19 protein-coding genes are annotated in these 21,488 nt (G+C 38.9%); 5 read left to right on the top strand and 14 right to left on the bottom strand.

The genetic code is table 11. The annotated features are described in order from the left end of the window. Positions 1-54: 54 nt before the first annotated feature. Positions 55-717 carry a glycosyltransferase family A protein gene (locus HEQ36_RS19280; RefSeq protein WP_168635389.1) on the bottom strand — a complete coding sequence of 221 codons (663 nt, stop codon included), beginning with the start codon at positions 715-717 and terminating at the stop codon, positions 55-57. Positions 718-1,009: 292 nt separating this feature from the next. Between HEQ36_RS19280 and HEQ36_RS19285 the strand changes: the two genes are divergently transcribed. Next, positions 1,010-2,320, top strand: coding sequence for a glycosyltransferase (locus HEQ36_RS19285; protein WP_205748419.1), 1,311 nt, complete (start codon positions 1,010-1,012; stop codon positions 2,318-2,320). Between the two features lie 322 nt (positions 2,321-2,642). Here the strand turns inward: HEQ36_RS19285 and HEQ36_RS19290 are convergent, their stop codons facing one another. Then, positions 2,643-3,551 carry an LD-carboxypeptidase gene (locus tag HEQ36_RS19290; protein ID WP_168635391.1) on the bottom strand — a complete coding sequence of 303 codons (909 nt, stop codon included), beginning with the start codon at positions 3,549-3,551 and terminating at the stop codon, positions 2,643-2,645. Then, the gene (locus HEQ36_RS19295; RefSeq protein ID WP_168635392.1) at positions 3,544-4,566 is read right to left on the bottom strand and encodes a DMT family transporter; all 1,023 of its coding nucleotides are present in this window, start codon (positions 4,564-4,566) and stop codon (positions 3,544-3,546) included. The genes HEQ36_RS19290 and HEQ36_RS19295 overlap by 8 nt, the downstream gene beginning before the upstream one ends. Before the next feature lie 160 nt (positions 4,567-4,726). On the opposite strand from HEQ36_RS19295, the gene HEQ36_RS19300 reads away from it, so the two are divergent. After that, complete coding sequence (locus HEQ36_RS19300) at positions 4,727-5,206, top strand: molybdenum cofactor biosynthesis protein MoaE (protein ID WP_168635393.1); 480 nt, start codon at positions 4,727-4,729, stop codon at positions 5,204-5,206. A 310-nt stretch (positions 5,207-5,516) separates the two neighbouring features. Here HEQ36_RS19300 and recJ read toward each other — a convergent pair whose 3' ends face one another. The 5 genes from recJ to def all read right to left on the bottom strand — a co-directional run bounded on the left by recJ (position 5,517) and on the right by def (position 9,930). Further along, positions 5,517-7,829, bottom strand: coding sequence for a single-stranded-DNA-specific exonuclease RecJ (gene recJ, locus HEQ36_RS19305; protein ID WP_168635394.1), 2,313 nt, complete (start codon positions 7,827-7,829; stop codon positions 5,517-5,519). Positions 7,830-7,906: 77 nt separating this feature from the next. After that, entirely contained in the window at positions 7,907-8,713 is an 807-nt protein-coding gene (locus HEQ36_RS19310) for a PD-(D/E)XK nuclease family protein (RefSeq protein WP_168635395.1), read from the bottom strand. Between the two features lie 77 nt (positions 8,714-8,790). Beyond that, entirely contained in the window at positions 8,791-8,919 is a 129-nt protein-coding gene (locus HEQ36_RS26065) for a hypothetical protein (RefSeq protein ID WP_325064579.1), read from the bottom strand. 231 nt (positions 8,920-9,150) lie between these two features. Continuing rightward, complete coding sequence (locus HEQ36_RS19320; RefSeq protein WP_027403670.1) at positions 9,151-9,354, bottom strand: hypothetical protein; 204 nt, start codon at positions 9,352-9,354, stop codon at positions 9,151-9,153. A 12-nt stretch (positions 9,355-9,366) separates the two neighbouring features. Then, a complete protein-coding gene (gene def, locus HEQ36_RS19325; protein WP_168635396.1) occupies positions 9,367-9,930 on the bottom strand; it encodes a peptide deformylase in 564 nt (187 codons plus the stop codon). A gap of 328 nt (positions 9,931-10,258) precedes the next feature. Between def and HEQ36_RS19330 the strand changes: the two genes are divergently transcribed. Further along, a complete protein-coding gene (locus tag HEQ36_RS19330; RefSeq protein WP_168467047.1) occupies positions 10,259-11,380 on the top strand; it encodes a ferrochelatase in 1,122 nt (373 codons plus the stop codon). Positions 11,381-11,467: 87 nt separating this feature from the next. On the opposite strand, the gene HEQ36_RS19335 is transcribed toward HEQ36_RS19330, so the two are convergent. From HEQ36_RS19335 to HEQ36_RS19360, 6 genes are all read right to left on the bottom strand, one after another. Next, on the bottom strand, positions 11,468-14,335 hold the full coding sequence (locus HEQ36_RS19335; RefSeq protein ID WP_168635397.1) for a zinc-dependent metalloprotease: 2,868 nt from the start codon (positions 14,333-14,335) through the stop codon (positions 11,468-11,470). Positions 14,336-14,479: 144 nt separating this feature from the next. Then, positions 14,480-16,540, bottom strand: a complete 2,061-nt coding sequence (locus tag HEQ36_RS19340) for a ribonuclease catalytic domain-containing protein (protein WP_168635398.1) — start codon at positions 16,538-16,540, stop codon at positions 14,480-14,482. A gap of 378 nt (positions 16,541-16,918) precedes the next feature. Further along, entirely contained in the window at positions 16,919-18,490 is a 1,572-nt protein-coding gene (locus HEQ36_RS19345) for a reverse transcriptase domain-containing protein (RefSeq protein WP_290708295.1), read from the bottom strand. A 551-nt stretch (positions 18,491-19,041) separates the two neighbouring features. Next, complete coding sequence (gene rpsR, locus HEQ36_RS19350) at positions 19,042-19,257, bottom strand: 30S ribosomal protein S18 (RefSeq protein WP_027403663.1); 216 nt, start codon at positions 19,255-19,257, stop codon at positions 19,042-19,044. A 2-nt stretch (positions 19,258-19,259) separates the two neighbouring features. Then, positions 19,260-19,454 (bottom strand): 50S ribosomal protein L33, encoded by a 195-nt coding sequence (rpmG, locus tag HEQ36_RS19355; protein WP_010998585.1) that lies wholly within the window; start codon positions 19,452-19,454, stop codon positions 19,260-19,262. A gap of 47 nt (positions 19,455-19,501) precedes the next feature. Beyond that, positions 19,502-20,056: an RDD family protein gene (locus tag HEQ36_RS19360; RefSeq protein WP_053537716.1), complete on the bottom strand. Its 555-nt coding sequence runs from the start codon at positions 20,054-20,056 to the stop codon at positions 19,502-19,504. A 432-nt stretch (positions 20,057-20,488) separates the two neighbouring features. Between HEQ36_RS19360 and HEQ36_RS19365 the strand changes: the two genes are divergently transcribed. Together HEQ36_RS19365 and HEQ36_RS19370 are read left to right on the top strand one after the other, a co-directional pair. Continuing rightward, positions 20,489-21,097 (top strand): hypothetical protein, encoded by a 609-nt coding sequence (locus HEQ36_RS19365; RefSeq protein ID WP_053537715.1) that lies wholly within the window; start codon positions 20,489-20,491, stop codon positions 21,095-21,097. A 116-nt stretch (positions 21,098-21,213) separates the two neighbouring features. Beyond that, a complete protein-coding gene (locus tag HEQ36_RS19370) occupies positions 21,214-21,483 on the top strand; it encodes a hypothetical protein (RefSeq protein ID WP_039202387.1) in 270 nt (89 codons plus the stop codon). Positions 21,484-21,488 lie beyond the last annotated feature (5 nt).

A 21,488-nucleotide genomic window follows, 5' to 3' on the forward strand; every position in this document is an offset into this window, starting at 1 on the left:
TAAATCCTGCCATTGGCTTGTCAATCTCACTTCAAAATTCAGATAGTAGATATGTTAATTGGCAGAGGAAATTTCATCTAGAAAAACTTTGGTGATACTATCTTCTGCTCTAGTATAAACATAGGTTTCTGGCTCTTTAATTTTCTGAGTCTTGAAAATTTTTTCAGCCCGCTCCCATAAATCAACGTCCTCTCCGTAAGCAATATTATTAAATCCCTTTAATTCAAAAAATATGCGTCTTTCTCCAAAAAATGTTCCCCCCGCAATACACTCTCTAATGCTAATTACCTGATCAGGTTGGAAATAATCAGCAACAAAAAATTCTTCTGCAATTTCAAATCCACCTACAATCAAATCAATCTCTGGATTAGCTTGCATAAATTCCCACCGTGACTGTAGATGATTGGGTTTATAGGTATCGTCACTGTCAAGAAATGTGATATAGTCGCCAAAAGATGCTTGAATACCCGCATTTCTGGCATAAGCTAATTTCCGATTCTGATGTTTAAGATAACGGATATGATTAAATTTTCGTAAGTAATCATTGACAATTTCAAAAGTATGATCTTGGCTACCATCATCAACTACAATTAATTCAAAATCCTGAAAAGTTTGTTGAAGTACACTGTTTATGCAATCATTTAAGTATTCTGCTCGATTGTAAGTAGATAGAATAATCGAGATTGTAGGCTTAGGGTCAAAATTTATACTAGACATTTTTGAAGTTGAACAAAAGTTCCCTGAAATTAGGTATAACTCGCATATTATAACGCTTGGTTCGCCTATTTTTAACCTTCAAGATTTACAGCAGGAGTCAGGAGAAACCCACCCTTACTGATAGTGAGATGTAAGCAAGGATGCTGTATACTTCGTGCTACGCATCTTTTCAAAACATCCCTTTTTAACTTAGCTTTAAATTCTGAAACTTTAGGTTCTTATCTGTTCCCTGTTCCCTTACCATAACGACAATTTTTAACGCCAACTTACTGAAGTGTATTAGTTAAAAACAATGAAAAAAAATATCATGTTTGTTTCCCTACCATTAAGGGGACACACCAATCAAATGATAGCGATCACCCAAGAACTAGTTGAACGAGGATATCCAGTTAAATTTGTTATTTCTGAAGTTGCCAAGAACTGGATAGCTACAACTGGTGCTGAATTTATTCCTTGGGAAATCAGGCTAACTGAAACAGAAAATAACAATGATAATCAACCAGAAAATTTCTGGGGAAATGTTTCTCAAGAGAAAAACAATTTACGTGGTGAAAATATGATGTGGCAACACTTTATCAAGTTATATTCTCCCATGTATAAAAGTTTAATTCCTATTTTTGAAAAATATCATCCTGATCTATTAATTATTGATCGGGCTGTGATTCCAGCAATGGATTTAGCCCAACAAATGAATATACCTTATGTTATTCAAACTAGATTTTTAGGCAATTTTGTCAAAAAAAGTAGCAAAGATCCACAGTTTGGGACATCTTATTCTATGAACATGAACTTATGGGAACGCTGTCTTAATTTTCTCAGTCCAATTTTATCCCTACCTGATGTTATAATTAATACCAATAAACAGAATCAAGTGCGCCAAAGTTATACTAATAATAAAAAGTTAAATAATCTTTACGATAAAAATTTAATCATAGTCGGGACATCTTTTGGCATTGAAATTTCTAGAGAATTACCTTCTTGGGTACAAATGGTAGGGCCAATTTTTCCGAAAACACCTCCATCTCTTAGTTCTTCTTTAAGTCAATGGTTAGACGATAAACAAGGAACAAATGGCATTATATATGTTGCTTTTGGTACGCTTGTAAATATTGAAAAATGGCAGTTTCAAGCCTTATTAACGGGGTTGAAAAATACTAAATTAAAAGTTTTATGGTCATTACCAGCAAACCAACATCATCATATTTCTAATTTGCCAGATTCTTTTCGTATCGAAAATTTTGTTCCTCAACAAGCAGTTCTTTCCCATGCCAACGTTGTACTTTTTGTGAGTCATTGTGGTATGAATAGTATTAACGAATCTTTGTATTTTTCTAAACCAATATTAGCTCTACCTTTTTTTGGAGATCAACATTATAATGCGGCTCGTCTTGTAGATATTGGAGTTGCTTTAAGGTTAAACAAACAAAAATTTGATAGTAATGAAGTAACGAGAAAAATTAATAGTTTACTTGCTGATTCTACTTATCAAGAAGCCACGAATCGGATATCACATACTTTAAAAAACAGCGGTGGTTTAAAAAAAGCGGCTGATATTATCGAAACAATGTCGGTAGAAGGCATAAATTACTTCATAAAATCCTAGAAAAACCCAAAAATTTTCAGATTTGGCGTTGCTGAATCGAGGTATGAAATTCCCAAATTGAATCTTTGAAACTCTTACCTTTGCGTCTTTGCGCCTTTGCGTGAGACTAAAATTCATACCCTTAATCAGCAACGCCCAGATTTAATATTATTCTTGCGTCACTCTAATTCTTCCTTCTGACTTGCTGAGAAAGGGCGCAGGCCCTGCGCCCCTACCTCCTCTACCTCCCCTACCTCCTCTACCTCCCCAACCTCCCCAACCTCCCCAACCTCCCCAACCTCCCCTGCTTGCCTTCACCCCTCATTTTCGGGTTGACAGACTACTAGCTCAATATCCCATTGTCTCCATCTAGGGTTACTTTTACACCCACAGGTAAAGCAGCATTGGGGCTATCATGACCAAAGGGGAGGTTAGAAACTATGGGAATACCTAAATCACCCAAGCGATCGCGCAAAACTTCCTCTATAGTAAAACTAGGTATGTGAGGTGGGGCTTCACACTTGGTAAACCCTCCCAAAGCAATACCACGAACTTTAGATAAAGCCCTGCTCAACCGCCACTGTGTCAACATTCTATCAATGCGATAAGGTGTTTCTGTGACATCTTCCCAGGCTAAGATGACACCATCAAGGTTGGGTAAAATCGGTGTTCCTAAAAGATGGGTAGCGACTGTGAGATTACCAGGAAGTAAGATTCCTGTAGTTGTACCACCACCCCAACCACAACCTTTTAAAGGTGCGATCGCCCGACCTTCTACTATGTCCAATAACCGCTTGATTGACCATTCTGGCTCATTGGTTAGGGTAGTCATGACGGGACCATGTACACTGGCAATCCCGGCGTTGTAGAGACTCCAAAGCAGGGCTGTAATGTCAGAAAAGCCAATTAACCATTTAGGGGTAATGGTATTTTCTTGCCAAGTCCAATCTTCTAAAATCCGGGTGCTACCAAAACCACCTCTCGCGCAGAGGATTCCCTGACATTCGGGATCTTGCCATGCTGTGGCTAATTGTTGACGACGGTGGGCATCTGTACCAGCTAGATAACCATGTCTATCATTGAGATTGTCGCCAATTTTAATCCGATAGCCGTGCGACTTCCAAATTTCCACACCTTGATTAAAAGCTTCAACTTCTCGCAATGCACCACTGGGGGCAATGACGCGCAGTAAATCACCGGGTTTGAGGGGTGGGGGTAGGAGGGTAGATTTGAGATTTTGAATGTTAGACATCAAGAGAATTACTGGCGGTTGTTAAATTCTGAGTAGATGTGGTATTTGTATCGGTGATAGTAGGTTTCTGATTTCCGCCGATATTTTCCCGTTGGTTAATTAAATAAATACTGATTAAGGTAAGAAAAACCCCAAACCATTGAATAGTAGTCAGGACTTCATTGAGAAAAATATAACCAAATATTAAAGCAAAAACGGGTGTGAGAAAAGTCAGAGAACTTAAACTGGTGAGATTACCACTAGAGGCAAAGTAGAAAAATAATCCGTAAGCGATCGCACTGCCAAATACAGTAGCATAACCTAATCCCATCCAGTCCGATAGGACAAGATTTTCCCACTGTTGAGATTCTAATACTGAAGAAATTCCCCACAAAGGCAAGCCACCGATAATCATGTGCCATCCTGTAGCCGTTACCGGATCTGCATAGCGGCAAACAAACCGAATCATCACTGTTCCCACAGCCATTGATAAAGCAGCGAGTAACATTAATAACTCACCACGATTAAATAACTCTTGCCAATTATCTATGGAAATGGTGATTCCTGAGTCAAAAAGATGAAAAATCCACTCTTGGGGTAAACCAATCAGACTAATTCCTGTAATTCCCAAACCTAACCCCAACCATCCCCATAAACCAATATGTTCTTGAAATAGCCAGAGTGAAAGTAAAGCGACTGCTAAGGGTTGGGAGTCTATCATCACTGAACCTAAGCCGGCATTGGTTCTGACTAAACCTTCGGCTAAAAAGCCTTGAAATAATGTACCATCAACCAAAGCAAATATAATAATCCACAACCATCCTAACCAACTTTGAGGTTGGGGTTTACCCATGAATGCAGCCACTATGAGAATTAATACTCCCGCAGGTATCAATCTGACTCCAGCCATAAATAGGGGTGTAGTATGAGGAATTACGCCTTTCATTGCCACCATTGCTGTACCCCAAAGGAAAAAAGGAGCAATTAATAGCAGATACGCAAGGGGATTTTTAGATCCACTGAGTTGCACTTGCATGAGATAATTGTGGTTTTTATGAATAGTTGAAAAAATTAGTTTAACTGATTTTACGGTTTTTAAACTACCCACACTATAAACTTATAGAATAATTATTAAACGCAGATAAACGCAGATAAACGCGGATGAATAAATTTGAGGATTTTTATGAGGAGAATGTATGATTACAACTAAACCCAGGGTTGAAGATGGTTTTGGGATTACATTAGCACCATTGTCTGTGGAAGAAATCTACAGTAAAGCAGATAATCCTGCTAATGGTGCTGTGGTACTGATGAGTGGTATGGTTCGTAATCAAACTGATGGTAAGTCTGTGGTAGCTTTGGAATATCAGGTTTATGAACCGATGGCTTTACAGGTATTTTATCAAATTGCTGATGATATTCGCCATCAATGGTCTGATGTGAGTCGGGTGGTAATATATCATCGCATTGGCAGATTATTAGTTGGGGAAATTAGTGTGGTTGTGGCTGTGGGTTGTCCCCATCGTGGTGAGGCTTTTGCCGCTTGTGAGTATGCTATTGATACACTCAAACATAATGCGCCAATTTGGAAAAAGGAACACTACAGCTTGCTAGGTGAAGATGGTTCTCCCATAGCAGACTCTAGTTGGGTATCTATTAAAAACTGTAACCATTAAATAGGGGCAGAAGTTTGAGAACCTCCACCCCTACCAAACCCGTTACCTGTTAAGTAGGTAGAAAAAATTAATGATACAGAAAAATTGGATTTAGTGTAGGGGTAGCACCCCCGTGCCTACCGCGATATTTGGGGCTTAATTAAAGGTTTTTACTGATGTCCGCAATTAATTGATCTAGTTCGCTGATTTCAACTAATATATCAGGGTCACTGAAGGATTTCAGAGCATCGGCTGTTCTTTGTATGATAAAAAAGTCCAGCTTCTAGCCGTTTTGAGTATAACATCCGTCAACCCAACTTACGAAATGAGATTATTCACCAATCATGGCAATAATAATAGATAAAGGCACATGAAAAAAATAATCTTGTTGAAATTGTTCTTCTCTGACTGCGGCTAAAAATTTGTTAATAACATGATCTGCTGGTTGGTAATGATATGTGGAATCCCAGATTATTTGTAGATGATTATCTTGACGTTGGATGATAAATCCTAAATATTTTAATGCTTGAAAACCCAAATATAGGGTTTGATCACTAATACCTAGTTTCTCTAAAAGTTGGACTTGGGTAACAGGTTGATTTTTTCGACTCAGGTATTTAGAAATGCCTAATAAAGTTAACCAAATGTCCTTGGGAGCTAAATTATGGGGTTTTTTCCAAGCAATAACTAATTGTTTTTTCTGATTTAGTGATTGCTTTACCCACAAACGTAAATTATCCCAATTAGTAGGGCAATCTTGCATAATTAATAATGATTTTTCTGAGGTTAGTTCGGTTAAATTTTCCTGATTTCGCCAATCTAAAATTAATGCTGAATTTTTGGTTTTTAATTCACTTTCCGTATTAGGACGGACGGCGATTAATCTAATTTCATAACGTTTTTTAAAGCTGTTAAAATCAATTTCGGCAATACAATCACATCTACCAATAGGCAATTCTTCTTTATAGTGTCCCCACCAAATCCCCGGAAACGGATTGTTGGTAGAATTATCTCGAATATTGAAGTCAGTTTTAATATATTGGATTTTATTTCCTTTTAAATCTTCTTGATTTTTATGCCAAGAATTTTCAAACCAACAGTTTTTGATTAATAATTTGGGGATAGGATTGCCCATTCCACAGGGTTCTAATAGTTTTAATTCTAAAAATAAATCTTTGCCTAAATCGGCAACTGTCACCACCAAATCAGCTTGCACTGTTGGAGTGAGATTTATTCCTCCTAAAGATTGACGTAATTTCTGGTTAATGGCGGCTGTAAATAGGGGGATATTTTCTACTAATAAACTCAAACCCGCAGCAAAGGGATGTCCTCCAAAACGATGTAATAAATGGGCTTGTTCTTGAACTAATTGATATAAATCAACGGAGTTAATGGAACGGGCAGAACCTCGTGCTAGAGATGGGCTAGAATCCGTCTTATTTTCTTTTGCTTCTGTACTTAACAAAATTGTCGGTCGCCCTATTTCTTGGGCAATTTGTCCGGCAACCAGACCTAAAACACCACCTGCCCATTGAGGATCTTCTAAAACGATGACGCTGGTGGTTGATAAGTCTAATTGACTGAGTTTTTTAGTAACTTGGACTTGGACATCTTTTTGTAAAGATTTGCGACGGGAATTAGCTAATTCTGTTTCTTCTGCAAGTTGTTGACAACGCTGCATATCTCTACTGGTTAATAATTCTATACAGAAACTAGCATCACCATGAATGCGACTAACGGCGTTAATGCGGGGTCCCAAACCAAAGGAAATATCTGTGGGGCGATCGCCACTTTTCTGGCATAATTCTAATAATTTCCCCACTCCTGGTCTTCTTCTGGCTGATGGGATTTTTTTAAAGTCTGTGTGTAATTGTTGAATTCCCAACTGTGCCAAATAGCGACAATCACCACTTAATTGGACTAAATCGGCAATTAATCCTACTGCTACTAAATCTAATAAATCTGTTAATGGATGTTCGGGAATATCTGGCAAACTTATATATAATGCTTCCACCAATTTATAAGCAACTGCCACACCAGAAAGATGATATAAAGGATGTTCTTTTGCTAAATAACGCGGGTTAATAATGGCAACAACCGGAGGGCGTTCTGGTGGTAATGTATGATGGTCAGTCACAATTACATCTATCCCTAAATTTTGGGCATAGATGATTTCTGAAATATTTGTACTGCCTGTATCACAAGTAATAATTAATTTACAACCTTGGGCGGCTAAATTATCAATTCCTGGCTGATTTAAACCATGAGATTCTATTAAACGATTGGGAATATAATAACTTAATTGACGATGTTGCTGAAAAAATTCACCTAAACCATCCCATAATACCGCAGTCGAGGTAATTCCATCGGCATCAAAATCTCCCCAAATAACAATTTTTTCTCCTGTTTTCCCCGCAGTTATTAACCGTTGTACAGCCAAATTCATTTCTTGTCCAAATTCAAAAGAATTGGCAGGTTGATAACTTTGATAATTAATAAAAGCCGCTAACTTTTCTTGATCTTGAATTCCCCGTTGCCAAAATAATTGAGCAGCAAAGTTACCACCTGTTGTTGGTACGTATTTTTTCACTAATTCGATAAACCAATCAGGAGGTTGTTCCGTTCCTGTTAAAATCCATTCCATTTTAAACCACATTCTAACTTCTGTATTTCTTTCTTTGCGCCTTTGCGCCTTTGCGTGAGACAATCTTATTCATTAATTTAAAGTGATACTTCAGCAATATTTTCTAAATTAGGAAATTGCTGGTTAATATCTTCTGTTGCTTGTGTGATTTTTTGACGTTGACACCTCATGGCATATTGACAAGATTCACATATTTTCTGAGATTTGGCAATTTGTGGTAATGATATATTATTCTGATAATCTTTTACCCATTGTGTGAGATTGTCTAATAGTTGATTTAATTCCTGTGCTGTTTTCTGATGTTCTTTCTGATTATAACAAAATTTAATATTTTTAGTTTGCTCTTTTGATTGCACAAACCAGTAGGTTAGGGAAATATTTTCTAATAAATAGTTGCTAGTTTCTGCCATGACGTACAGATAAAGTTTTGTTTGCCAATTTTCAGCTAATGTTGCTCTTTTTGGTGGTTGGGGATAGGTTTTCCAGTCGAGAATTTGAGATTGATTTTGGTCAGCAATTAATAAATCATAAATGACAGTCAGGAGATAATTACCAATTTGTAATGTTCGATAATGTTCGCTTTCTCGAAAAGTTTGATTATGAATATTAGTTATAAATATTTCTGGAGCAATTTTGCTAAAGTCAGTCATCCAATTTTGTAATTGAGGATCTGCTTGTAGTAATTTATTAATAGGTAAATCCATTTCTCGCTGCTGCATAAGCAAGTGAAACCGACTACCTAAAATTTGATATTCTTCGTGTTTAGGATCTAGAGGAGTATTTAGTTGTTCTAAGTAGCTATGTTGGAATTTACGGGGACAAGCTGCGAGTAAGTTTAGATGTCCTTGGGAAAGTCGGAGTATGGGGGTAGAAGTTGGTAGCATGATTCTATTTTATTGATCTAAATCCAAAAATAAAGATTCTATGTCCTGACTTGCCCCTACAGATAGAATATACTCCATTATTTTTTATTCTCACGAGCAATTCTAATTTTTTCTTGTAATCTAGCCATAACAACATCACTACTAACCACTTCACCTCGGTCAATTTGGGCAAGTCCTACAGCGACTTTTTTGCGTGTTCCTTCCATTCCTGATCCTCTTTTTTCCACTCCGATAACACTTTAAGTGCTTTAATTATCACATCGTCGGCATTGGTATAATGACCTGTGGCAATATAGGACTGGATCAGTTCTTCAGTTTCTGGTTTTAGTTGAATTTTCATGATTTATAATCATCAATTACTTAGTAAAAAATAAAAGGTAAAAGGGTGAAGTGTGCATTCCTCATTCATCCTCTTACCTTTTTCATATACCTGATGCTTATCCTATATTATCTCGTGCATCCCTCACTGCGGCAATAAAAAAGAATACGGTGAGAGGAATGCTCAAAGCTAGGATAATGGCAGTGGTTGGGACACCAAAATCTGGTTCTCCATAACTCAATTCAAAAACTGAACCAACAGCGGCGATCGCTGCAACACAAGCACCACCTAAAAATAAACCGCTTTTTGGAGTTAAATACACTACTAGACCACCCTATACTACTGGTTTCACTGCCTGATACGAGAAGCCATTTTTAGATAACTCTTCGTTTAAAGTCAAGGAATTTTCTACACGATCTACAAATACCACACCATTAAGGTGATCCAATTCGTGAAGAATACAGCGACCGAGTAAATCACCTGCTGTTAATGTTTGGGGACGACCATATTCGTCTTTATAGGCGATTGTTACCACTTCTGGACGTTTTACATCTAGAAAGACATTAGGAATACTTAAGCACCCTTCCTGAGCCACACAGAGCTTACTGCTAACCTGTTTAATGGTAGGGTTAATTAACACTAATGGCGGATGATTAGGTTGATCTGGTTCGCAGTCAATAACGATAAGTTGTTTATTGATGCCAACTTGAGGTGCAGCCAAACCAATGCCATCTGAGCTATACATAGTTTGCAGCATTTCGCGCACTAGTAGGCGGAGTTCGTCATCTATTTTAGTAACCCGCTTTGCCGGTTGACGCAAAACGCGATCGCCTAAGTAGTGCATTTGCAAAGGTGGATTTTTTAATTTTTTCTTCTCGACAGCAATATCAGACGGCATGGTTTTTGATGGCTTGATAGTGAACAATATATTTTAATTCTATCGTTAGTGGGGAGTGGGGGGTGGGGGAGTTGGGGGAGTTGGGGAGTTGGGGAGTGGGGGGAGTTGGGGGAGTGGGGGGAGTTGGGGGAGTTGGGGGAGTGGGGGGAGTGGGGGGAGTTGGGGTAGGGAGCCTTTTGCACAGGTTAATTTATTCATGTAGATGTGTATTTTTATTTTTATTTTTATCCCATCCCCCTGGATAGGATATTATGCTACAAATTGATAGAGATAATCTAGTAATTGTCTAGGCTTGTCTCTCTGTTTTGGTTATCTTGAGGAACTCATTGTGGTTGCAACCCCCGAAAAACTGCACGCTACCCATAGCCACGATCATCTACCCAGTAAAGACCGTGTAGCCGTGTTACTTATGGGCTATGGCGAAGTTGAAAGCTATGAAGATTTTGCTAACTATAACGAACAAGCTTTAAATTTACTGACGGCTAAATTCGCTCCTGTTCCCACTTGGATTTATCCCCCTTTAGCAAAGCTTTTGGCATTATTCGATCGTCATGAATGGGGACACACACATCATGATTTTATTTCCCCTCATAATGCCATTTTTGAAAGACAAAGAGCGGGTATTGAACACGAATTACAACATAAATGGGGTAATGGTGTTCAAGTTTTTAAAGCTTTTAACTTCTGCGCTCCTTTTTTACCAAACCAAGTTTTAGCCGAAATTAAAGATCAAGGCTTTAGCAAACTGCTGATTTATCCATTATTGGTTGTTGATTCCATTTTTACCAGTGGTATTGCGATTGAACAGGTGAATAATGCTCTGGTAGAATTAGCTGATGGTGATGAACATTGGATTAAAGCCCAAAAATACATTCCCTCGTTCTACAATGAGCCAAAATATATTGATTTAATGGCGCATTTGGTAGAAGAAAAAATTCATACTGATTTGGCTACAGGTTATTTACCTTCGCAAATTGGGATTATCTTGATGAATCATGGTTGTCCCCACAAAGCGAAAGGCTTTACCTCTGGGATTGATGAAAGTCAAGCCATGTATGAGTTAGTCAGAAATAAGTTAATTAACAATTACCCATTAATTTCTGTGGGTTGGTTGAACCACGATACACCGTTAATTGAATGGACTCAACCCAATGCTACCCAAGCTGCTCAAAATTTGATTCAATTGGGTGCAAAGGTATTGCTATTTATGCCCATTGGTTTTGCTACAGAAAATCATGAAACTTTGTTAGATGTGCATCACATTATTCATGATTTGGAAAAACAACATCCAGATGTAGATTATTTACAAATGGCTTGTGTTAATGATGATCCACAATTTTTAGCTATGGCTGCTGAATGGGCAAATGCACATATAGCAGAGTTGATGGAAACGGAAGGAATGGCTGTTAATTCACAATCAGCTATTACTCACCACCATCACCATCATTAAAAAGAATCTGTAAGGGCGCAGGAACTGCGCCCATTAACTCTGGAATTTATCTAACCGCAGAGGCGCAGAGGACGCAGAGTAAAAAAATTAATTCCCTACTAGTGGTGCATTTAAGGTTTTCTCAATGCGATCGCGTGTTTCTAATAAGAAAGCCTGAGTATATTCATCTTCAGAATTTACCCGTTTTAATTTACTATTTAACTGCTTGAGTTTATACCAAGCTAAAGTTCGGGCATCTTCAGGAACAGATTCTTTTCGCAATACCATTTCCATCATTATTTCCAGGTATTCCCGTTGTAAACCTCTCCGCAAACTAGAAATTTGTAATTTACCTTGGGGTTGCAGAACTTCCGACCAAATCCCAGATTGTAAAGTATCAAATAATTCTGGCAAGGTGAGAGATTTTCCTGGTTCACTTTTTAATTCTAAATCCTTGAGACGAGTGAGGCGATCGCTTGCCAATAAATCCCGCAACACGGCAGTCTGCACCAACAAGACTAAATCATGAATCGGATAATCTAACCGTCCTTGCTGAATACTAGTCCCCCAATGTAACCACCGCGAAGGTACTAACTTATTCAGTAATTCCGGGGGAAATTTCAAAGCATCTTCCGCAAAAACATACTTTTGCATTGTCATCAATGCTTGTCGCTGTTGTTCTACCGACACAGGAACAAATGGTAATTGTCCTTTAGTATCACTTGGTTTAACTCGGTAAAAAGACTGACCACCAATATATTTACTGGTATAGTATAAATTCTGTAAATAATTCCTCAAAATACTATTGAAACGCTCTTCTACATCGCTGGAACTCTCTTCATCTATAGTATATCCCTTATTTAATCGTTCCCACATCCGCCGCGCATTGGCCAATTGTGACTGAGAATAAACCAATACATTACCACTATGATCCCAAGGATTCACAGTTGGATCACTATTAGATAAATCCTCATCAGGAGCATAACTCAATTCCCGTTGATTAGATTGTCCTGCAATTGCTGCTAAAAACGACTTTTCTCCCAGGGTAGTTGTCGCTTGACTAGGACTATAACCATACTCAATTGCCCATTCATCATAAGGTCCCACCTGATTGGGAAAATAATCTCCCTGCTTGACACCATCAGGAGCAATATTAGGAGGAATATAATCCATAACCGATGCTGTCATCCCTTTAGTCTGGGTAATTTCTGGATTATTCATCTCAACAGGAGAGAGTAAGGTACTACCCCGGAAATTATGCCGTAAACCCAAAGTATGACCAACTTCATGGGTAATAATTAAACGTAAATATTGATGGATATAATCTTTTAACTCCTTTGGACTTGGTGGACTATTTCCTAACATAGAGATTGCCAAAGAACCAAAAGCTAACTGATTAGATGCTTCCATGCCGTAGCATAAATCATAATCTGTCGCCAGTTTAGACAAATTGCCTAATGATTTGGGAGATTTTTGATTACCTTTGTCACACAAACGCCCATTGTTAACTAATGCTGATAAAGAAGTGCGAGTTTGTGAATTTTGAGGTTGAATAATTTGCCGATAATCATTTTTTAACAACCGGACAAAACTACCATCAATCAAAATATCTGCATCTAGAATTTCCCCAGTTAAGGGATTAACACGGGATGGACCCATCGCAAAAAAACCATCCACAGTATTAATCCAACGGATAGTATTATAGCGAATATCTGCCGGGTCCCAAGTAGCATTATCGGGCATTTGTTGGACTTGAATAGCATCCTTAAATCCCGCTTTCAAAAAGGCTTGATTCCACATCAAAACTCCCTCTTTGATAGCATCACGATATTCTAGAGGCACAGCATTATCAATCCAAAAAACAATCGGTTTTTTCGGTGGAGAAATTGCGGCTGTAGGATCTTGTTTTTCTAAATTCCAGCGATTAATATAACGAACAAAAGGATCTCTCCGTTCATCTTTAGATAAATCTTGATAAGCTGTGAGGAAATAACCTACTCGTTCATCAGCTAACCGAGGTTGATATTTACTTTTTGGTAATTCCGATAAACTATAATGCACCTTTAAGGTAAAACCGCGACTATCAGGTAAAACATCCGAATTATTGCCTTCATACTTACCCGCATTAGCAAAATTGAAAATCGCTTCGAGTTCTAAATTACCGGGAAATACTTTCGCATTACCAAGATAAGCTTGTTCGGGACTAGCAGCTAATTCTAAATTACTAGCTAATCCGGCTAAGTCTGTAAGTAATAAATCACCTAAATCAATAATAATGGTTTTTCTTTCTGAATGAATACTTTTAATAGGAATAGTGTAAAGCACGGAATCACTAAATGATCTAGCTACTGATTTGGCTTGGGGATCTCCTTCACGAGTCCGAAAATTGACATTACGAACCACAAACTGGATTTGATTATCTATCTTTTGAAAATAGAATAAGAAGTCTTGTAATGGCATTCCACTATAAATACCCTTTTCACCAATTCCTGATTCTAAAGTTGAAGTTGCAAGAAAGTTTTTTTGGAGTTGTTCTGGTTTAATTTCTAGATAAATTTTATTTTTATGCTGATGACGATAAATAGTAAAGATTCCCTCTGACTTTTGAGTATCTTTGATAACCTCTGCAAAATCTTCCAATTCATCTTCTTTCGGTGATTTAGCATTAGATTCAGGCTTAGTTTTCGGTTTCTCTGTTTCCTTCTTAACTTGGAGAAATGGCTGTTTACCAACTTCCTTTAAATCCTTAAATACCCAAACAAAATTTTGTTGTTTGACCTGATGATTCTGATCAATAACTGCTATTTTTGAATGTGGCAGTTTTAATTGTTGGGAAATTTCATCCACATTAGGGGTTTTTCTTTCTATTTCTATATCTGAATTACGATGATTATTTATTAATGATTGAGCGTTAGCAGTTCCTATAGATACAAATAGACTATTTAAAAAAATGAGAGATAAAGTAAATTTATTCATTCCCAAAGTTCCTAATAATTATTACTTGATAGAGGGATGAAATTCAAACTCTTACTCTCTGCGACTCTGCGCCTCTGCGTGAGAGATTATTTGAAAAGTTTTTGGCGAATATAATACAACTGGGCCACGCCAAAGGCGAACGCCTTAATTTGTAACCGATTGGGCTTCCTGATACATAATTTCTTGGAAATGAATCATATCTTTTTGGGGATCAGCCAAACTAACTTTCACTAATAAATTTTCTCCCAAACTGACAGAACGCCGGAAAGACATAGGCAATTGTAAACCCAAATCTTCTAGTAAAATTAGTGCTAAATTGCTATCCTCTCGTAACCACATTAATACTGTCACCTGCCAAACTTGTTCAGGATGACGACGTAAATATTCTAAGGCGTAATATCTATTAGTTTGTCGTTCCACCATTGTTGCTTCTTGGGTGGTACTCATGACTGTCATCATCACTTCTTTGAGTTGTTCAGCAGAGAAAGGTAAACCTTCACCGCGTAAATGTGCTTTCAGTTGGAAGTGGGTGAGTAAGTCGCTATAACGACGAATGGGAGAGGTTGCTTGAGTGTAGGTATCTAAACCCAGCCCAGCGTGACGCATCGGTGTAATGCTCATTTCACTCTTAGGCATACAGCGACGCATTGCACAGGAACGCACAAAACCGGCGGGGAGTTGCAGTAATTCCTCGTCTGGGGGTAATTCTGGTTGGGGTTGGCCGCGAAAGGGCAGCGGGATATTATGAGTTTGACCATAACGCGCTGCTACTTCGCCAGCAAGAATCATCATTTCTGCGACTAATTGGCGGGATGAAGAATCATCTAAAACATCAATATTAATATTATCGTCTTTGACTTTGATCATCGCTTCGGGCATATTGATACTGATAGCACCTTGACCATAACGCCAATTTTTGCGGATTTTTGCCCAATTAGCGATCGCCTCAATTTCCGGTTCAGCCTGTACTCCCAACTCCAACATCTCATCAACATCCTCGTAGGTAAGACGATAGGTAGGCTTGATCAAACCAGCGTGGATACAATAATCTTCAACCGCCCCAACTTCATCTAAAATCACCCCAAAGCTGAGGGCGCAACAGACCTTCCCCTGTACCAAACTCATGGGACCTGTAGCCAACACCTCTGGAAACATAGGAATCATCCCCGTCGGTAAATAAACCGTACTCCCCCGTTTTCTGGCTTCCAAATCCAACTCATCATCTGGCATTAATAAGCGGGTGGGGTCAGCAATATGTACCCATAATCGTTCCTTACCATCTGGTAATACCTCCCAACTCAAACCATCGTCTATTTCCGTCGTGCTTTCATCATCAATGGTGTACACCTTGAGATGTGTAAGATCAAGACGGTTTGTGTCCAAATCTGTAGGAGGAAAATCCCAACGTTTTTGCGCCACTTCTAATACCTTTTGCGGAAATTGAACGGAGATTGATGAACGGCGCAGAAACAGATTCTCATGGGAAGTCCACCAACCCAAATCTATCAAAAGTTGAAATGCCGCCTGGGGCGTAGCAGAACGTCCCAGCATATTCATAGTTTCTAATACTGGGGCTGAAGGCGGACAAGCACGAGCTAAAGAGTCGTAATTTACCTTGAGCATGACAACATCAGCTAACAAAGTCGCATACTTTTCTATGGCTTCTAAGCGTTGGCGGTCTAGTCGTTGCCATTCTACTACTTGTCCCTGAAGTGCCTGTTCTACACGGGCTAAAAATTCCTGCTGTCCCCTGGCTTTTTGGGATTCTACTTCAATCTGGTGTTTGCGTTCTGCTACTTGTGCCGTGCTGCGGGGTTCGTAAGCGTCTCCTTTTTGTTTGAAATAGAGTTTATCCTCCGATAACAAATAATGGGCTGCATAACACTGAGGAAGCGTGGATTCCGAAAATAATATATTTGCCAATTGGCTAGGAGTGACAGTTTCTCCATCTTCAATGAGTAGTTCCCACGCTATCTCTAGACTTGATGGATCTAGATAAGGTTGGACTTGACTTAAGAAATCAGCGATTTCGCCTGGTTTATAGGTTTGTCCATTCACTGTGTAGGTAAATTGGCGAGGTGCAAGACTGTGGGATTGACCACGTTCATCTACTACAAACCAACGAGTTTTACCGTCTGGACGATCCACCACTCCTAGACGGCGATCGCTTTGAACCCTAAATTCAACTAACGTCCCCTTATCCACAACTGTCGCACTTTAATATTTTTAGATTTTTAGACTGGAGATTGCGGATTAAATAACGGGTATTTAATCCTTTATTTAATAATTTGCTATGAAGAATGCTATTACCTTTGACAATTTCATTCTCAAATTTAGCGATATCGTACCATTTTTGAGAATGAATTAATTAAATGTTTTTGGCAATTTCCTAACATTAAATATTAAATTTTAGATTTTGGACCCAAAGTAACCAGGCAATATCCATGCAAATGCTACTTTTTTTGGACAATCCAAAATCCAAAATCCAAAATATTCTGGTAGAGTCGAGGGGGAATATTATTTCCCGCCCCTCTCTGTTAAATCTGGGCGTGCGACTTTCACCGCACCCAGCTTCCGATGTTCTTAGCTTGCGCTTTTGCTCATGTGTATGTAATCGTGGCAGCTTTCGTGGATTGCTAGAAGGTTTTTAGTTTTCCAGCTTTGGTGGTTTCCATCTATATGATGTAAATGTACCTTCTCGTCACTAAGCATTTTTAGTCCACAATGACCACATTTATGGCTTTGCCGTTTGAGGGCTTTAGAGGTATGGTTGTCATAGAGCTTGCTGTTACGTTCGCTCCAGTAACTTAAATCTCCGTCGTAGGGTGATTTCTCACCTTTGACATTGATGTGTTTGTTTTCGGAGTAAGGGACTGATGGAAACGCCTTATCTAGTAATTGTTTACTAGAGTAGCGTTTTTGTTTTGATTCCTTGTTGAATACCCTGAAAGCTCTTGTTTCGATGTGGAATAACGAGTTTCTAGACCCGTCCATCTTGCAGAAGCGGTGGTAATTCCTCCAACCTCTAACTACAGGGGCTAATTTCTCCGCCTTTGTGGTAGCGCCATAATTCGAGTTGTTGACGATGAATTTTACTTTCTTGCGAAAAGCTTTAAAGTTGTCCGCTGATGGGGCGCATCTAAACTTCCCGTTTTTCTGGACTTTGAAATGCCAGCCGAGGAAATCAAACCCATCTGTCGCGGCGGTTAGCTTTGTCTTTTTCTCACTGACTTTCATTCCCCGCTCTGCTAGGAACTGACTGATTTTGTCAAGTATTTCGGTGGCATCATCTTGGAGTCGGAGTATTATCACCATGTCATCCGCGTAACGGATTGTTGGCTCAATAATATGTTCCTTTGGGGTTTTGTCTGTGATTCTGTAACCTTGATTATGGTATCTATGAATACTTTCAATCCCATTTAAGGCGATGTTAGCTAATAGTGGACTTACCACCCCGCCTTGAGGTGTTCCTTGTTCGGGGAACTCTGGATTGACTCCGGCTTTGAGACATCGGAAGATTCCTTGTCTTATACTCTTGGGGGCGATGAGTTTATCAATGATTGCGGTGTGGTTTATCCTATCAAAGCATTTTTCGATATCGAGTTCTATAACTCGTTTATCTTTTCCATTGCAAAATGAGCGTAAGTTGAGGAACAGGATTTTCTGTGCGTCATGAGCCGAGCGTCCCGTTCTAAACCCATAGCTATTTGCATGGAAGGTTGCTTCGTGGGCTGGTTCTAATGCGTATTTGATAAGGCATTGATATGCTCTATCTGCAATAGTGGGGACTTTCAACATCCTGTTAGTACCGTCCTTTTTGGGGATGGGTATTTCTCTTAGCTCCTGGTGTTTCCAGTTGCTAACGGATGCCTTTAGCAGTTCATTAAGCTCAAAGCGTTCCTTAAAGTTAAGGGACTTTTTGCCGTCAATTCCTGCGGTCTTTTTCCCAGCATTTAGCTGTGTTACTTGACGGATAGCCAGTAATCTTGCTGCGGTTGATTTCAGAATCAGCTTTTGTAGGGACTTAGCTTTGCGCTTGTCGCCAACTTGAACCGCTTTGTACACTCGTTTTTGTAGGCGGAATAGGTTACGGCGGAATTTCTTCCAAGGTAACGTTTTCCAGGATTCACTAGAGTTTTCTCTGTGTCTAATCATGCTCTGCTCCAATTTGTGTATTCTGAACACCTCAGACCAATTACGGTCTGTCCTACCCGAATTGAAGGAATTACGCTGCTCGTCCAGCCTACTTATAGGGTTCGACCGCCCTTAGACCCTCAATCCGTTTTTATTCGTTCCCTCGGTTGATTGTTAGTTCCGTTAGGTGTAGCCAATTCAACCACTGGATTCCCTAGACTCTTGCCGCTATCAGGTTAAGATGCGGCGGGTATTAACTCCAGTGAGGTCAGGTTTTGCTGTTGTGTCCTGCCTCGCCGTAGGTTGCTTTTCTAGGCTCTGTTTCACCATAGGAACTCCCCGTTAACGCCAAGTGTCATCCCACAACGGATGTCTGATTGCGTCCTGTTCCCAGCTTCGACCTCCCGAAACCGAGTCGGGTCATCGTGGGCAGTTAGGGAGTCATACCTGAGTCTGGTAGATGGGACTTTCACCCATATCAGACCGAGAGTTCAACCTTTCTCCATGATTGGATTGGGTTGGTTAGCTTATGTACGGACTGATTACCGTGATTCAGCTAACAACGAATCGCACTAACCTTCGGCGTTAATGAAGGGTAACAAAGCCACAATCCGGGCGCGTTTAATGGCTAAAGTCAGGGCGCGTTGTTGCTGACAGGTTAAACCAGTGATTCTCCGAGGCAAAATTTTACCACGTTCGGTAAGAAACTTCCGCAACAAATCTACATCTTTGTAATCAATGGCATCTCCGGGCTTAATTGGAGAAAGGCGACGACGATAGTAACTCATTCTTACTTAATTTCCTTGTGAACTGTGTGTTTATTGCAGTGGGTACAGAACTTTTTCAGTTCTAAACGGTTGGTTGTGTTCCTACGGTTCTTGGTACTGGTATAACGAGATACGCCAGGGGAACGTTTATCTGGATTTGTCCGACACTCGGTGCATTCTAGTGTCACTATTATGCGCGCACCTTTACTTTTAGCCATAATCTTACAAACTGTAAAGCCTGGAGGATAATTAACACAAATGGTTATTATCTCATATTTCGGGGAAATTTTTCAACCAACCGTTTAATTTTTATATCTAATGAATAACCCCGACGGGAAGAAACTATAACCGTCCGAAAAAAGCGGTCATGGAAAGCCTGACGCATCTGAGTATCAGATAAAGCCGCACCCCCGTCAATGATTAAGGGAAGCAATAATACAACAGCAGCGGGGTTGAGGATGATATTCCCCAGGAAAATGGATAATAATAAGCTAGAAAAGCAAATAATCCCTTCTCGCAGTAATAATGTCTGAAATTGCGGGATTCTGTTGACTATTTCCCCATTTACGACTTCTAGGATCTTTAAATCAAACGCCCAACGTCCTAAACTTTGTCCCTGATTGTTGTAAACTACGACTACGCGAAAAATTAACCAAGCAAAAATAAACACAAAGATTTGGGCAAATTGAATACCAATTTCATTACTTCTCACTATAGAACTCAGTAACCATGCACCGAAAAAGTCCATAGCTAAAGCCATTCCTCGACGAGTAAGATCCCCTTTGGGGTAATGTCTTTGATTTGCTTTAACAAGAGTCATCCTCTTTACCTCGCTAGTGGTAGAATTTAAATTTATTTAAATCTGTGTAGACTTACAGCATATTTCTTTGTCGGATCTGGAAAATTGAGGATATGCAGATAGTTGAAACTGTTCCCTCCCTTCACAGAAGGTATTTAAAGGATCTGTATCAATTTTTATTCCCTGAAATAAACAATACAACAAATAGTTGATTCTGATACGGCATTTATATTTATATTAAGAGATAATAATTAAATCAGATTGCAGATTAATAAGGTACAGGATCTAAATTCAAAACCAGACAGCAAACTCTTTTTACTTCTGACTCCTGACTCCTGACTCCTGACTCCTAAATTCTGCTGTAAATCTTCACTCAATCTTGATGACCATCTGACACAAAATTAACAATTAGTTTCATAACTAATAACTAATAACTAATTAGGTCTTGTTCTGATGTCAAATATTTACAATACCCAAGAGTTAATTCAGATTTTGGCAATCGAACGCCAAGCTTGCTTAAAAGGAGAAAGGTTAAAGTTAGATATAACTGTTGCTAGTAATCCTGTCATAGATCCGTTTATTAAAACCGACGGAGTACAAAGATTCACAGCTTACCAAGATTTTAAAGCCTCTATTCATGAATATCAACGAGAAAATCAAGTTTCTGGCATTATCTGGAAAGATATTCAAGTGAAAGGCAAAAATCTTCATTATCCAGAAATTGATCCAGAATTGATTGCCTTAGAAAGCGATTTAGAAATCTTGAAACCTGCCAAAGATTCTCTTTTGGAATTTTGGTATCTGGTGACAGAAGACATGGATTTATATTTAAGTCTTAGTAATGGTAAACAACATCAAAAAGTAAACACAGTAGATGTAGAAAGAATTGTCCAAAGAACAGAATGGGCAACTTTATTAAAGTGGGAAAATCCGAACTTTCTAGAAATTATTTTACAACTAGGTTGGGGACAACCGCAAGAAGCAGCTTATAAACGGGGAAGACCATTAGCCGGTAGTGAATTTATCCATGCCGTCAATCCGGGATGTTATCCTATCGGTTAATACAGCAGGAGTTAAGAGTCAGGAGTCCGTCAGATGTTTGGCTTGTTAACCATACTGTAGTTTCTGTATTAGAATCATAACAGAAGTATATTAACTTGAATTGGAAGGTTCTCTCTATGCTTAACCCTAAAATCAGTGGTGAAGAAATTACCAACCGGGGCAAAGAAATCTATGAAAAAATCATTCGTCCTTTAGCAGAGAAAACAGAGAACATTGGCAAAATTATTTCAATTAATGTAGAAACTGGTGAATATGAAATTGGTGATGATTTAATTATTACAAGTCGCCGATTGCAAGCAAAACAACCTGATGCCCCAATTTGGGCAGGAAGAATCGGCTTTAATGCAGTTTATGCTGTTGGTGGTACATTAATTAGGACAACATAGTGATA

The sequence above is a fragment of the Anabaena sp. 54 genome, assembly GCF_017355725.1.
Taxonomy (GTDB): domain Bacteria; phylum Cyanobacteriota; class Cyanobacteriia; order Cyanobacteriales; family Nostocaceae; genus Dolichospermum; species Dolichospermum heterosporum.